This is a genomic window from Rhizobium sp. TRM96647 (assembly GCF_025780115.1).
Taxonomy (GTDB): Bacteria; Pseudomonadota; Alphaproteobacteria; order Rhizobiales; family Rhizobiaceae; genus Mycoplana.
In genome coordinates this window covers 140002-153200 of the sequence record NZ_JAOXHF010000013.1, presented here as the reverse complement: position 1 = coordinate 153200, position 13199 = coordinate 140002, and the positions used below count along the sequence as shown (strand labels likewise).

At 57.8% G+C, this 13199-nt stretch carries 11 protein-coding genes and 7 pseudogenes; 12 read left to right on the top strand and 6 right to left on the bottom strand.

Annotated features, from left to right (window positions below; all coding sequences use genetic code 11):
* The first annotated feature begins 114 nt into the window (after positions 1-114).
* Complete coding sequence (locus OCK02_RS21420; protein WP_263814768.1) at positions 115-297, top strand: hypothetical protein; 183 nt, start codon at positions 115-117, stop codon at positions 295-297.
* A gap of 495 nt (positions 298-792) precedes the next feature.
* A pseudogene (locus tag OCK02_RS26245) lies at positions 793-897 on the top strand (IS30 family transposase); the annotation flags it as partial.
* A 299-nt stretch (positions 898-1196) separates the two neighbouring features.
* On the opposite strand, the gene OCK02_RS21415 reads toward OCK02_RS26245, so the two are convergent.
* Positions 1197-1484 (bottom strand): hypothetical protein, encoded by a 288-nt coding sequence (locus tag OCK02_RS21415; RefSeq protein WP_263814767.1) that lies wholly within the window; start codon positions 1482-1484, stop codon positions 1197-1199.
* 68 nt (positions 1485-1552) lie between these two features.
* On the opposite strand from OCK02_RS21415, the gene OCK02_RS21410 reads away from it, so the two are divergent.
* Together OCK02_RS21410 and OCK02_RS21405 are read left to right on the top strand one after the other, a co-directional pair.
* Positions 1553-1873 (top strand): PepSY domain-containing protein, encoded by a 321-nt coding sequence (locus tag OCK02_RS21410; RefSeq protein ID WP_412178879.1) that lies wholly within the window; start codon positions 1553-1555, stop codon positions 1871-1873.
* 17 nt (positions 1874-1890) lie between these two features.
* Positions 1891-2496 carry a general stress protein gene (locus OCK02_RS21405; RefSeq protein WP_263814766.1) on the top strand — a complete coding sequence of 202 codons (606 nt, stop codon included), beginning with the start codon at positions 1891-1893 and terminating at the stop codon, positions 2494-2496.
* 598 nt (positions 2497-3094) lie between these two features.
* On the opposite strand, the gene OCK02_RS21400 is transcribed toward OCK02_RS21405, so the two are convergent.
* Positions 3095-3976, bottom strand: coding sequence for a hypothetical protein (locus OCK02_RS21400; RefSeq protein ID WP_263814765.1), 882 nt, complete (start codon positions 3974-3976; stop codon positions 3095-3097).
* 161 nt (positions 3977-4137) lie between these two features.
* Between OCK02_RS21400 and OCK02_RS26240 the strand changes: the two are divergent.
* A pseudogene (locus OCK02_RS26240) lies at positions 4138-4341 on the top strand (hypothetical protein); the annotation flags it as partial.
* Here the strand turns inward: OCK02_RS26240 and OCK02_RS21395 are convergent.
* Both OCK02_RS21395 and OCK02_RS21390 read right to left on the bottom strand, forming a co-directional pair.
* A pseudogene (locus OCK02_RS21395) lies at positions 4311-4385 on the bottom strand (DUF4112 domain-containing protein); the annotation flags it as partial. The pseudogenes OCK02_RS26240 and OCK02_RS21395 overlap by 31 nt on opposite strands.
* Before the next feature lie 301 nt (positions 4386-4686).
* A pseudogene (locus tag OCK02_RS21390) lies at positions 4687-5416 on the bottom strand (DNA polymerase ligase N-terminal domain-containing protein); the annotation flags it as partial.
* Positions 5417-6292: 876 nt separating this feature from the next.
* On the opposite strand from OCK02_RS21390, the gene OCK02_RS21385 reads away from it, so the two are divergent.
* Both OCK02_RS21385 and OCK02_RS21380 read left to right on the top strand, forming a co-directional pair.
* On the top strand, positions 6293-6592 hold the full coding sequence (locus tag OCK02_RS21385; protein WP_263814764.1) for a response regulator: 300 nt from the start codon (positions 6293-6295) through the stop codon (positions 6590-6592).
* 41 nt (positions 6593-6633) lie between these two features.
* Positions 6634-7026, top strand: coding sequence for a response regulator (locus tag OCK02_RS21380; RefSeq protein ID WP_263814763.1), 393 nt, complete (start codon positions 6634-6636; stop codon positions 7024-7026).
* Here OCK02_RS21380 and OCK02_RS21375 read toward each other — a convergent pair.
* Positions 7012-7847, bottom strand: a pseudogene (locus OCK02_RS21375) (thiamine pyrophosphate-binding protein); the annotation flags it as partial. The gene OCK02_RS21380 and the pseudogene OCK02_RS21375 overlap by 15 nt on opposite strands.
* Before the next feature lie 313 nt (positions 7848-8160).
* On the opposite strand from OCK02_RS21375, the gene OCK02_RS21370 reads away from it, so the two are divergent.
* The 4 genes and pseudogenes from OCK02_RS21370 to OCK02_RS21355 all read left to right on the top strand — a co-directional run bounded on the left by OCK02_RS21370 (position 8161) and on the right by OCK02_RS21355 (position 10171).
* Positions 8161-8778, top strand: a complete 618-nt coding sequence (locus OCK02_RS21370) for a flavodoxin family protein (RefSeq protein ID WP_263814762.1) — start codon at positions 8161-8163, stop codon at positions 8776-8778.
* Between the two features lie 2 nt (positions 8779-8780).
* Positions 8781-9075 (top strand): annotated as a pseudogene (locus OCK02_RS21365) (DUF3175 domain-containing protein).
* 300 nt (positions 9076-9375) lie between these two features.
* The gene (locus tag OCK02_RS21360) at positions 9376-9690 is read left to right on the top strand and encodes a plasmid stabilization protein (RefSeq protein WP_263814761.1); all 315 of its coding nucleotides are present in this window, start codon (positions 9376-9378) and stop codon (positions 9688-9690) included.
* Positions 9691-9724: 34 nt separating this feature from the next.
* Entirely contained in the window at positions 9725-10171 is a 447-nt protein-coding gene (locus tag OCK02_RS21355; protein WP_263814760.1) for a CBS domain-containing protein, read from the top strand.
* A gap of 461 nt (positions 10172-10632) precedes the next feature.
* On the opposite strand, the pseudogene OCK02_RS26165 reads toward OCK02_RS21355, so the two are convergent.
* Positions 10633-10855 (bottom strand): annotated as a pseudogene (locus OCK02_RS26165) (hypothetical protein); the annotation flags it as partial.
* 31 nt (positions 10856-10886) lie between these two features.
* Here OCK02_RS26165 and OCK02_RS21350 point away from each other — a divergent pair.
* Entirely contained in the window at positions 10887-12884 is a 1998-nt protein-coding gene (locus OCK02_RS21350; RefSeq protein WP_263814759.1) for a BCCT family transporter, read from the top strand.
* Positions 12885-13199 lie beyond the last annotated feature (315 nt).

Genomic DNA, 13199 nt, shown 5'->3' with positions numbered 1-13199 from the left:
CCTCTTCTCAGTCGCAGAATGCCGAAACTTCTTCAAAGCTGCAGGCTATGAGGCAGAATAAATGCGACATGCTTTAGACTTTGGTATTGGTCTTCCCTTCATGGGAGGATTGTAATGAAGCATATCAATGAAAAGGCTGTCGCAGCGGCCGCAACTCGTGTTTGGTCTGTCAAAGACTTCTGCAAGCTCTACCGCGTGGCCGAAGCTGAAGAAAAGAAACTTCTCCGCCTCTTCGGCGAATATGCGACTTCTTGCGAACTCCGCTACAACGTAAAACGTCAGCCACGTTGGCACTAACTCCAATTCGTCCCGGCGCACTCAATATGCGCCGGGCTACTCCGTATCTCCGACCGGACGAATTGAGCGGGGATGGACCGGCCCGAAGGGTTGCGGAGAAAATTCCAGAAAGTGGTGGCCACTTCGTCTCGGGGAAAGTATCGCGCGTCGCGTCATCACCAAGATCGTACAAGCGCGCACTCAAGGACGACGGTGACGTTTTCTGGGGAATCTGTCGCGCAGCCTGCGAGGGGCGCGCCAATGACCTGCGATTGAACGCAACATTTCGGCGCCAGCAGCATCCGAAGACCATGTTTATTTTGCGACGATACCGCTGGGTACATCCTGTGCCCAAATGCGACATGCCAGTGATTTCAATGGCTTCACTTTGGCGATCGTGGCATGTAGCGATGCTACGCGCAATTGACCCTCGTCGATCGCCGGCGGGTTCACCACCTCGTCGCACGCAAGGTCGCTCGCGCGCCATTGTTCAACTATCGATTGCGATATTTCTAGCCCTTGCCGTCTCTCGCGCGTCAGAGCTTCACCTTTGACCGCGGCACGGAGTTTGCCGGTTTCAGGGCTTTGAAAAATGGCATCGGCGCGCGCGCATTTGGTTGTCTAATCGCATCTCGCGAGTCAATCCCGATTGACTACACGCGATGAGCTCCAGATTCCGGCCGCGGCACGGGTTCGACAGTGGTCATATGGCGCGTTCCTATTCTTGGTTGTTGCTCGGCGCACCATTGTGACGTGCGAGCAAACCTATGTCCGGAACATGGTTCTCTCCGTGATCGGCACAAAGCCCCCGCATGTTCGCGGGCAACGGTCTTCCTATGTTCTGCGCGCAGTCTCTGGGAGCTGCGCCAGGTACACGGAATGGCCTAGACCTACGTCCACGCCAGGAACGCCTCGTCGCGTCAGATGCGCGGAGGGTAATTGGCCGTCAGACTTTCAAGGCGGTCCTCGTCGAGATCGCGCTCTAGATCAAGCTCGAGGAAGAATACGCCGTTCTTACAATCGACGACATCCGGGAGGCGCAGAGTGCCTGGTGAATTCTGGCCAGCTATCGACTGGCGAGGTGCCGACCGGAAAAGATCGAAAGTCCCGAGCGCCGGGCCGGCGGGCCGGCCTTGACGCGACGGTGTCCACGCCGTGGCATCTTCAAACTCGCAGGTGAGATTCTTTTTCTTTGTTCCGGCAGACATGGAACAAACGCGTCGCTCATGACTTCTCTAAGGACGCCCCAAAGAGGGTACGGAAGTGAGGAAAATCCATGAAAAACAACGTCTTTCCAAGCGTCTTCGCCCTGATGATGACGTCAACCCTTGCATTCGCGCAGGAAACGCCCCCGCCCGCCACGTCGGGTGAAACGCCTGTCATTGCAACGCCTGACGAGCAGAATCCGGCGGCACCGGTGGCTGGCGAAAACAGCTTCACCGAAGACCAGGCCAAGGAGCGGATTGCCGACGCTGGCTACAGCGACGTGACAGGCCTGAAACTGGACGAAAATGGCGTGTGGCGCGCCAAAGCGATGAAGGATGGCAAATCCGTCGCCGTTGCACTCGATTTCCAGGGAAATATCGTCGCCAACTAGGCAGGGAGGAACTATTCATGAGAACCGTAACAGGATTGTTCGACAGTTACGACGATGCGAGCCGCGCTGTCAGCCAGCTCGAAACCACCGGTGTCCCATCAAGCGACATCAGCATTGTGTCGCATGAAAGCGGCCGCAGCACGACGGAGCACGATACTAATGCAGCCGAGGGCGCGGGCACGGGTGCGGGCCTTGGCGCCGTGGCCGGCGGCGCAGGCGGCCTTCTCGCAGGGCTCGGAATGCTGGCTATCCCCGGCGTTGGTCCCGTCGTCGCGGCGGGATGGCTTGCCGCCACCGCAGCGGGAGCCGCCGCGGGAGCTGTTGCCGGGGGAGCCGCCGGCGGTATCATCGGCGCGATGATCGAGTCCGGCGTCTCCGAGGAGGATGCTCACCTCTATGCGGAAGGTCTGCGACGCGGTGGTACCATGGTGGTCGCCAAGGTCGATGAATCACGCATATTAGAGGCCGAGGACATCCTTCAGTCGGCAAACCGCGTGGATATCAACCAGCGGCGTTCAGCCTATGCGGGCGAAGGCTGGAGCAGGTTTGATGAGACGCTCGACCCCTACTCTCCCGAAGATGTTGCGGCGGAGCGAGAACGGCGGCGGCGGCCGCTTGTTTAACAGCAAAGCCTCATCCTGCGCCATCTTACGCGGGATGGGGCCTCTAGGCATGGGTGCAACGATCGGTGAGAGATCCGACTTCCGTCTTGCTTCAGCGGACGGATGCGCAGGCCCGTATTCGATTGCGGACGGAGCAGCCGATGGCAAGTTCCGCCTGCTGTGCCGCAAACGTGTGCCCGCAGGCCGAAAGCTCGTGAATACGGAGGGCTGCGAGGGGGCGCGGTCGCTGGCATCCTCGTCGGTGGCCGTATCTGCCGAACGGCAATTCGGCACCCGGCCTGGAATGCGATTGCAAGATGCTGGTTTGAGCGCCTCCAAATCTTTGCTGCCGACGTTGGCGCTCCAGCATGGGCCGCTCCGGAGCGTTGGCGCGAAGACGCGCTTGATGTCATTGCTACCTTCAAAGATCGCATCTACTCGCTGGAAATACCTATCGCGGTTCCTTCGAACGCAACGCGGGCTTGCGTCTCGACCACCACTCCTCAATCCGGCCCTGGCGTAAGAAAGGCGAGCATCCGGCCCGCCTATAGAGGATGATGGGACCGCACCAGCGACCGCGCGCCGGTCTGGATCGAGATCAAGCCGCCATCGTTTGAGGTCAGGCCGACGCCTGCTGTGTCGCCCTTCGCTCGCGCGCCCGCGCGATTCGACGTGCCTCGCGCAGTTCATTGAGGGTCGGCAGCCACCAACCGCGGCGGCGCTCATGCTCTCCCGCTTCCTTTCGTGACGGCCAGGTCTGCACAAGTTCTTCCAGTGACGGCGCCCGCCATATTCCCCAAACGTGATCCCCGGCGATATCAGGATAGAGATCGGCAATCTTTTCGCGCTCGACCAGTTCGCGGGTGATATCTCTGACGACGACGATCCCGTATGGCGGCGTCGCAATCGCGCGATCCAACGGTGGCAGATCATTGGCGGGAAACGGGATACGCCGGCGTTTGCGTTCAGCCGCCCGACGGCGGGACATCTTCTCCTCGTACGTTCCTTTACGCACCTCGGCACGCTTGCGTCGTTCTTCAGGCTCGCACCGCTGTGCTTCCGCTTCGATGAGTTGCCAGCGATCGACAAGATCATCATATGAGGAAAACGGAACTCGCCAGACCTTGTGATCGCCGTCCCAGCGCGCGAACGGCACCTGCCGGATTTCCTCGACCAGCTTGCGTGAATAGGGCGTCTTGATGCGAAAACCTTCCCTGTCGACACTGAGGTAGAGGCTGAGGATCGGCTCAAACTCGAACGCGTCCCTGCCCTTCGCGTCGGCATAGGGATCGACACGGGTCTCTTCTTTGGCCATCCACCGATCGATGCGCCGGAGCGCGGTCTTTCCCGGCACAGTCCAGGCCTTTCGCCGGTCGCTCCAGCGAGCACGCGGAAAGGTTTCGCGAAACCGCTGCACGGTCATACGATCAAAAGGAAATGAGACGGTGGCACGGTCATCGCCCTCCACAGCATCATCGCCAATGTCATCCTCGTCGATCATTCCCTTGTCCGCCAGGTCTTCTTCCAGCTGCGGTTCTCAAAGAACGCACCCCACCCCAAAAAAGATGCAGCGACAACAGTCATGATCGAGATTTGTCAAAAGCGAAAATGAAAGCGGCCTCAGTTGTTGAGTTCAGATTTTTTTCGTCTCGGAACAAATTCAAGGGCAAAAACTCTGGGGCCGTGCTGCTGACGCTGCTCGCCGAGATCGAGTTCCGCGGCTGGACCGACGATGGCAATCTACGTCATGCCTTCTAGAAGGACATGCGCGAAGTCCAGCACAATGCCGGGGTCTTTGACATGGTTACCTTAGATGGCAAGTGGTCGCCCCTACCGTCCAGGTCAGCGTGGTCGAGACCGAAGTGATGCAGCACAAGTTGCAGATTCCGGCGGTTTGACTTGAAATAGACGCCAGTTCGCGAAGGTGCGCCAAGCCTTCGATGGGAAAGTTAGGGACTTTCATGCTACTTATGTGGAATCGACGCGCGGCCGTTAAAAGATCATGCGGCGGCCTTGTGCTTACCAAGCCGCTTAGTCGTCTGTTCTAGTGGGCGCTTTCCATCGCCGGTGCGGATCGTGAGCCTTGGCGCCCGGCCCGGCGCGTGGCGAGGGCGGCGCCACCGCTATCGCCACTTGGTCGTTGCGCAGCCCTTGTTTATCTTGATGAGATAGGATTCGGGATTGTCACGCGCCATTTCGTGGCAAACGTCAGAGCTGGGGGGAATGAAGTTCCGGCAGATCGGCACCCGTCGATATCGGCACGTCCTTGCGGGTTTTCTTCTTGCGTTCGTCAGCCTCGAGGCCGTGCTTGCTGCCCCATACCGCATCCGCCTCGCCCTCGTTGCCACTCGTCATGAACGGCATCGGCTTGCGCCCCTTGCCGTCGGTGATCTGTTTTTCGTTCGCCCAGAAGCGACCGAGGTCATGTTCTCCTCCAGGACGGTCGCGCCATTTTCCTTCCACGGAATAATCGTCATGGTGCTTGCCAATTCGTCCGCTTGCCACCGTCCGTTGCGCGTACGAACGAGCACAAAACTTTTATACAGGCGCTTGCCATTCAGCACGGATTTGAAATCCCCATTCTTCAAAGCCTCTTAAGCGGTCTTGTTGCTTTAGGACTCCCAATAGCCGCGATCCCACAGCATGACCGTACCGCCGCCACACTGCCCTTTCGAGATCGTGCCCTCGAAATCGCCGTAGTCGAGCAGGTGGTCCTCGACTTCGACGGCGAGCTGCTTGTCATGTGGATCGCGCGATGGTCCCTTGGTTATGGCCCAGAATTTGAAAACGCCACCGAGCTCGAGGCGCAGTCGTAGTGCAGGTGCGTCGCATCGTGTTTCTGGATGACAAAACGCAGCCGGTTCGACGATTTGACGGCAGCGGAGCCGGGTCTGCTTAAATCCCGCTTTCTTTTGTAGGTCGAGAGCTTGTAACGCACCATGATCGATTTCACCAGATCCGGTCGATTTGCGATGCAATCATCGGTTCGACGCCGCGCCGGGCGTGCCCAGACGAAGGTGCTGAACGAGTCGTCCGAGAATATAGGTCATGGCGCCAGTTGCGAGAATCCTCAGCCACGAATGCAGGTTGCCTCGCGACGGTCGCGCATCCATCCCGTCAGTCTGCGTTCGAATTGTGGTCAGCCGAGCTCTGAGATCCGCAAGTTCTCTCCGAAGTGCAGCGATTTGCTGCTCCGCCGAGGGAGGCATTGCATTTCCGACTCCCGAATTGGCGGGGCTTTCATCCTCGAGCTCGGCGAGATGTTCGCGCAGCTGGGCTGGACTGTCGAAGCCCTTGGCTCGTATATTGGTCATTACTCTGTCTCCCGCAACAACGATGACTACAGCACCGCGGAAAGCTCGGTAGATAGCCAAACAGTACCATCCGAGAATCCTTGGCCCAGATGAAAACTCACCTGCACGATCGTTGTTCCGCGCGTTTAACGGCAGCGTGGTCGCGACCATGATCGGCGACGAATATGTTCGACCGCGATACTACCGCCGCTCAGTTCACGAGGGTCGCATGGCAACCGGTACGGTCAAGTTTTTGGCTTCGGCTTTATCACGCCGGACAACGGCGGAACGGGTCCATGTCTCTGCCGTGCTGTCGGGCGGCCCGCTTCACGATGAGACGAATATCAGCTACGGCGTTGGTGGATCCATACCACCTTTCGCTGCGATCGCGGCCTCGATCTCCCGTATGACCTTGGCCGCTTCGAGCAAAATATCTTTCATCTCGCCTTCGGAAAGAGTGCGCCTGTCCTACGCCGCTCTCGTCAAAGGGTGTGGAGGTCATGACACATTATCTTACGGAGACAATGATCGCGATGGTGTTGGAATACGCTGGGCACAAGGTCATAGGGCCCGTTTCGAATGCCGAAACTGCCAATGAACTGGTTAAACGCGAAAAGACTGGCATTCATGCGGCGATCCTCGATATCAATCTCAATGGAGCGATGGACTTTTCGGTCGCAGATCACCTGGTCTCGCTTGGCATTCCGGTCTTCTTCGCAACCGGGTATGATGGAAGCATCTTACCTGCGCGCATTGCTACGACTTTGTGCTTTGAAAAGCCCTATGACGATCGCGCGATTATCGATATTCTTTCGAAACTCTGACGCGCGCCTGCCAAAATCAGTGGAACTCAGAAGGGGAACCGGTGCATTCGAAGAACTTTCTCCATCTTCTACAAGGAAAACGAATCCTTGTTGTTGAAGACGAATATTTTCTTGCGGACGAAACCCGACGGAAGCTGGAAGTGCTCGCGGCAGAAGTGATTGGACCTGTCGCCAGCGTCGAGGACGCTATCGCACTGATCGAAGCCGAGATCGTGGATGGCGCCATACTTGACGTATATCTTGGCGACGAGTTCGTCTTTCCAGTCGCAGACAAGCTGGAGGCTCTCGACATTCCCTTCGTGTTTGCGACAGGGTATGATCAGAGCGTTTTGCCAGACAGGTTTCCCGGCTTTCTTCTATGCGAGAAGCCGACAGAATTGAGCAACATCGCTCGCGCTCTGTTCGGCGATAGGAATTGCGATGACCTCCAGTGAAGTGGCGGCCTGGTTCTGATCACAAGCAGGCTCGGTTCCAAGCAGACCAATTGAACCCGTGCCCCAGGGAAGGTCATCAGGAATAGCAGCTTTTCCGAGCAATGCTTTCGCCCCCTCGGCGCCAAGACGATCCGCAACAGCGATCACCTCGTCGGTGGCATTGAGCGCTCCAGCACCCACCAGGATCGCGACCCGTTCGCCCTCGTTGAGGACATCGGCGGCCGCCTGAAGATCGTCCTGATTTGGTATGAACTTCGGCGCGCGGTAACTATACCCGAGTGGAGGGTGCCATGGGCATGCTCGGGCTCGTGATAATCCATCACCTGCAGGTCATTCGGCAGGATGAGGGCCGTGACGGTGCGCTTTGCCAGCGCAATTCGCACCGCGCGATCGATGAGATGTCGTACCTGCGCCCGTGTCGTATGTTGCTGAACGAAGTCGCTTTCAACATCTTTGAATAGGGCGGCGAGATCAGCCTCTTGCAATAATGCCCTCCGATTGCGCCCCTTGCCTGTTGTCCGACGATCGCCAGGAGCGGTTGGTGGTCAGCTCGCGCATCGTAGATACCAGTGACGAGATGCGTGGCACCTGGCCCGGATGTTGCTATACGCACCCCCGAGCTCGCCGGAGAACTTCGCGTAGGCCCAAGCCATGAAGGCTGCCATCTCCTCATGTCGCGCCTGCACGAACTCGAAATTATCGCTTGCGCGATTCAGCCCTCCGAATACGCCATTGATGCCGTCGCCAGGGTAGCCGAACATGCGGCGCACGTCCCCTGCGTGAAGGCGGGAAATAATGAAATCGCCAACGGTTTGTTTCATCGAATGGCCCTTCACCCTCTTGATACCCACCACAATCAGAAAACCCGAGCGGCTGTGGTTCCTGGAGAAAGCGATGCTGAATGTAGGGGGTGTATAAGGAACGAACACGGTCCCTCTCCACAATCGTTGATGGCTTCCAATGTCTTTCCACAGCTCACGGGGAACAAGGCGCACTTTCTCCCGTTAGCAAGTGATGAGAGGTAGGACCAACAAACTCACCGTTTATCGGCCTTTCAACGACTGCCGCCCTTTTACGATCAAGGCATGCATCGCAAGGCCCCTAAGCCCCTATCCATCGATACAAAGGTGAAAAATGACGATCACCGCGCTTGCTCTCAACTGTACGTTAAAGACGAAGAAGGCGGAGGCCCCCTCTTCCACCGAACGAATGCTGAAACTGCTTGCCGCCACGATGGAGCCCTACGGGGTAGTCACTGAGCTACTTCAGCTTACCGACCACGACATCAAGCCGGGCGTTTCTTCCGACGAAGGAAATGGTGACGCTTGGCCGAGCATACGCCGGAAAATCCTCGACGCTGACATCCTCGTGATGGGCACGCCTATCTGGATGGGCCAGCCGTCTAGCGTCTGCAAGCGGGCGCTCGAGCGGATGGACGCCTTCCTGGAAGAAAAGGACGATAAGGGCCGCATGGTTTCTTACGGCCGGGTCGCCGCTGTAACGGTCGTTGGCAACGAGGATGGCGCTCATCACGTCTCGGCCGAGCTTTACCAGGCGCTGAACGACGTCGGATTCACCATTCCCGCCAATGCCGTGGCCTATTGGGTGGGCGAGGCGATGGACTCGATCAATTTCGCCGATCTCGAAGAAATCCCTGATGTCGTGCGTTCGACCCTCGATCTCGTCGCCCGCAACACCGTGCACGCCGCCCGCCTCTTCAAGGACCGGCCCTACCCCGGCAAAGGAGAATGATCATGGCGAAGAAAAAGAAGAAGTGGTCGCAGAACGTGACCGAAAGCAGCGATGCGATGAACCTCGAGGAAGGCGTCTTCAAAGAGGGCGGCGCCAGAAAGATAGCCCACTCTCTGAAACAATCGGCGGTAGAAAGCGACCGGCGCAAGTCCAGCCCGTTCCGCTCCGCCATGTCCATGCTGAATTTCTACATCAACCGGGCCGGCGACCAGCTTACCAAACGTCGCCGCGCCACGCTGGAAAACGCCAAGGACGAGTGGCAAGGAATTCGGCAAGGAGCCGAAGAAAAGCAAGTGACGGCCAAGCGGCAATCGCTGCAGCCGGCCCAGCGGGTGTTCGCTATTATATGACGGTTTCGCAACTGTAGAACAACCTTTACGCTTCGACACGGGAAGATGCGTTCTCGCCACCGAAGGCCGGCGGCTTATCCGTGCCAATGACGCTGAAGGAACAGCTTGAGATCGGCGGTCGTCCGATCATACCGGTCGGGATTCGGCACTTACAAGGGAACCGTCGCGGCGGCAACCTAAAGCCGTCAGGAACAATGTCCCGCGACTGGAGTTAGATCCAATTCATCCAAGTCAGGAGGAGATGCAAATGCCCCGCGGCGACAAGTCTTCCTACACCGACAAGCAAAAGCGCAAGGCCGAACATATCGAGGAAGGATATGAGGATCGCGGCGTTTCGGAAAAGGAGGCCGAACGGCGTGCCTGGGCCACCGTCAACAAGGAAAGCGGTGGCGGCAAGAAATCCGGATCCGGCCGCGGTCATGTTGAAAATCACGTTTCCTCGGAAAAGGGCGGTCGAAAGGGTGGAGCGGCATCTGCGGCGAGACCAAAAGCGGAACGCTCGGCTTCAGCAAAGAAGGCGGCCGCCACTCGCAAGCGCAACGAGCAGCACTCCCATCATTGACGGGATAGGCCCGAAAGAAAAAGGAGATTGAATCATGAAAGTCAGTGAAGTCATGACGCGCAACGTGCGCATTGCCAATGCAAACGAGACCATACAGGACGCCGCCCGCATCATGGCGGAAATCGATGCCGGCGTCGTCCCGGTTGGAAAGGACGGGAAACTGGTGGGCATGCTCACCGACCGGGATATCGCGATCCGGGCCGTTGCTCAAGGCATGGGACCCGGATCGAAAGTGAGCGACGTCATGTCGGCCGAGGTGAAATATTGCTTCGAAGACGAGGACCTCGACCACGTCTGCAGCAATCTCGGAAACCAGCAGATTCGCCGTATTCCCGTTCTCGGCCGCGACAAGCAGTTGGTGGGCATCCTGTCGCTCGGCGACGTGGCCGTAGAAACCGGCGGAGATGGCGCCAGCGAGGCGTTGGCCGCGATCTCCCGACCCGGCGGCGCGCACAGCCAGTCCGGAACGCAGCCGCATTGAGGCTCCTCTGTCATAATGAGGCCGGGGCGCAGCGCCGGTCTCACAGGATAGCAAGCCCTCGCCGTGCAGGATCAACAACGGTCCGAGCATCGGATGAGAGACAGCTATCCGCCTTCGCCGTCAACATGATCCTCAGCCTTTTAACCATGTACGTCCTCGCGTTCTTTATGATCGATGGCTGGATCAGTTGCTCTACAGGGCGCTGACTATGGTGGCGCCCATGGATGACGTGTTGCGATATGTGCCACTCACGATCGGGACCCACGTACCCGACGACCTTCTTGAAGTATGGTTTCCGTCTGGCACCGGAATGAACCGACCGAACGGCCCTTGACGCTGCATGCGTTCATGGATTGCCAGTTCGAATGCGACTATGGAGAGCGTGAGGAAGGAGTATTCTGGAAATGGGTTCCCGCGATATAGTTCGGGTCGTTTGCGGGAGCGGGCGGAATCCTACGCTGAGGCTTTGCGCAACGATATTCTTTGATGAGATTGATATGCTCACATCCAAGCGGCGAGACGGATTGGGCGATAGGAATTTTCTCGCGTTTCTGGTTGGCGACGACTTCGCCGAGCTTCATGGTGTTCCGATCGCGGCGAGAAGGCTGATGCGGGGAGCCGGTAGTGGTGGCCTTCGGCGGAACGATCGCGGATTTCCCGGTGAGCGACTGAGGGTCTTGGCAAACCCGAGAACCAAGGCATAGGCACAGGCCGCATGTTTAACCTGAAGCTGAATCCACCTGTATTTTTGAGTTCCGTGGCCGTGATCTCGTTGTTCGTCGGCGTGGGCGTTGTCGCCCCCAGACGCGCCGAAGTACTGTTCGGCTTCATGCAGTCGGGAATTCTGACCCAGTTCGGATGGCTGTATCTTCTAGCAGTGGCCATCTTCCTCATCGCAATTATCATCCTGGCATTCGGTCGGTATGGAGAGCTGAAGCTTGGTCCCGACGACTCCGAACCAGAGTTCCATTACCTCTCATGGCTGGCAATGCTGTTTGCCGCAGGCATGGGCATCGGGCTCATGTACTTCGCAGTTGGCGAACCGTTGACACACTTTGTCTCGCCGCCTGAAGCCGAGCCATCCTCGGTCGCGGCCATGCGCGAGGCGATGAGCGTGACTTTCTTCCATTGGGGCATTCACGCTTGGGCGGTATACGCCGTGGTGGGCCTGTCTCTCGCCTATTTCGGATATCGATACGACCTGCCGCTCACGGTGCGTTCCGGCCTGTATCCGTTGCTCAAGAACAGGATCCATGGGCCTATTGGACACGCTGTCGATATTTTTGCCATCTGCGGCACGCTCTTCGGGTTGGCGACCTCACTGGGATTCGGGGTCCTTCAAATTAACTCGGGCCTCAACTTTCTGATCGGTGTGCCTGTCTCCATTTATGTTCAGATCGCTTTGGTCGCCGTCGTCACGGCAATCGCCACCATTTCTGTTGTTACGGGGGTCGCAAAAGGAGTCCGCATTCTCAGCGAGCTGAACCTCGCATTTGCCGTGCTCTTGATGCTCTTTGTGCTGTTCGTCGGGCCTACCAACCTTCTTATGCGGGACTTCGTCCAGAACATTGGCCTCTATCTCGACAGCCTGCTCCTGCGGACTTTCAACATTTATGCCTACGAACCGCGGCCGTGGATCGATCAATGGACGCTGTTCTACTGGGCCTGGTGGATTTCCTGGTCGCCCTTCGTGGGAATGTTCATAGCCCGCATTTCCCGCGGCAGAACGGTGCGCGAATTTGTCGTCGCGGTTCTTTTTGTTCCAGCGATCTTCACGTTCTTCTGGATGACGATCTTCGGCAATACCGCGATGTATGTCGATACGACGCTGGCTGGTGGCGCCCTTTCACAAGACGTCAAGGTCGATCTTTCGGTCGCTCTCTTCCAGTTCTTCGAATACCTGCCGTTGTCGTTTGTGACGTCGACACTAGCCGTCATTCTGGTCAGCGTCTTCTTTGTAACATCCTGCGATTCAGGATCGCTCGTCATTGATACCATTGCCTCAGGCGGGAACACCGACACCCCAGTGCTCCAGAGAGTCTTCTGGTGCGCTTTGAGCGGCCTCGTCGCCGCGGTTCTCCTCGCAGCGGGAGGATTGTCTGCTCTGCAATCGGCGACCATTTCCACCGCGTTGCCATTTGCGATCGTGATGCTTCTGTTGGTCCTTTCCCTCTTTATCGGAATGAAGGCGGATGTAGAGCAACAACGGGCACGCCAATTAGGCACGACAAACGCCAGGCCCGCGTCCGAGGTTCCGTGGCAGAAATGGCTCGGACAAATGCTCAGTGCACCGCGCAAGGGGGAGGTGGAAGCATTCCTACAGCGTACTTGTCTGGCAGCCCTTCAGCAGGTCGCGCGGGAACTGGAGACGCAGGAACGCCCCGCGTTGGTAACTTCCGACGCGTCGGATGGATTGGTTTCCCTTACGTCATCCACCGAGGGTCTTCGTGATTTCGTTTATGGTGTCCGGATTGCAGAATACAAGCTTCCTGCCTTCACAATCTTCGAGGCGGACCAGAAGGCGGTCAGGTTCGAAGCCAGGACCTTCTTCGGAGATGGCAGCAGCGGCTACAACATTATGGGATTTTCCCAGGATCAGATCATTAACGATGTTGTCGTTCAATTTGAGCGCTACCTCGCCCAGGTTCGCTCGCTTGAGGCATCCTTGCTCACGGCAGCTCCGGGCACAGACAAAGGAATCACCGCACCGTGATTTTCTTTGTCGGCTGGCGAGTCTTTGCCGCGCGCTTCGTCAACGCGGCGCCTGTTCACCGTGTCAGGACCGAAGGCGACATCGCAATAGCAGGTCGCGAACGAGAACCGGGGCATGCCAAAGCGGGGACTACACAATCTGTTCCCAATCGCCGGTTTGTGACGGGAAATGCTTGCCGGTCTCGAGATCATCACAGACCGGGATGCCGATGCTAAACCAACTCGGTCCATTCTGAGAATGGCAGACGGCGATCAGGAGCGTTGATCTACGGCTAGGGCCACGGGCGTCTCCCGACGGAAAATCCGGTCTACAAGC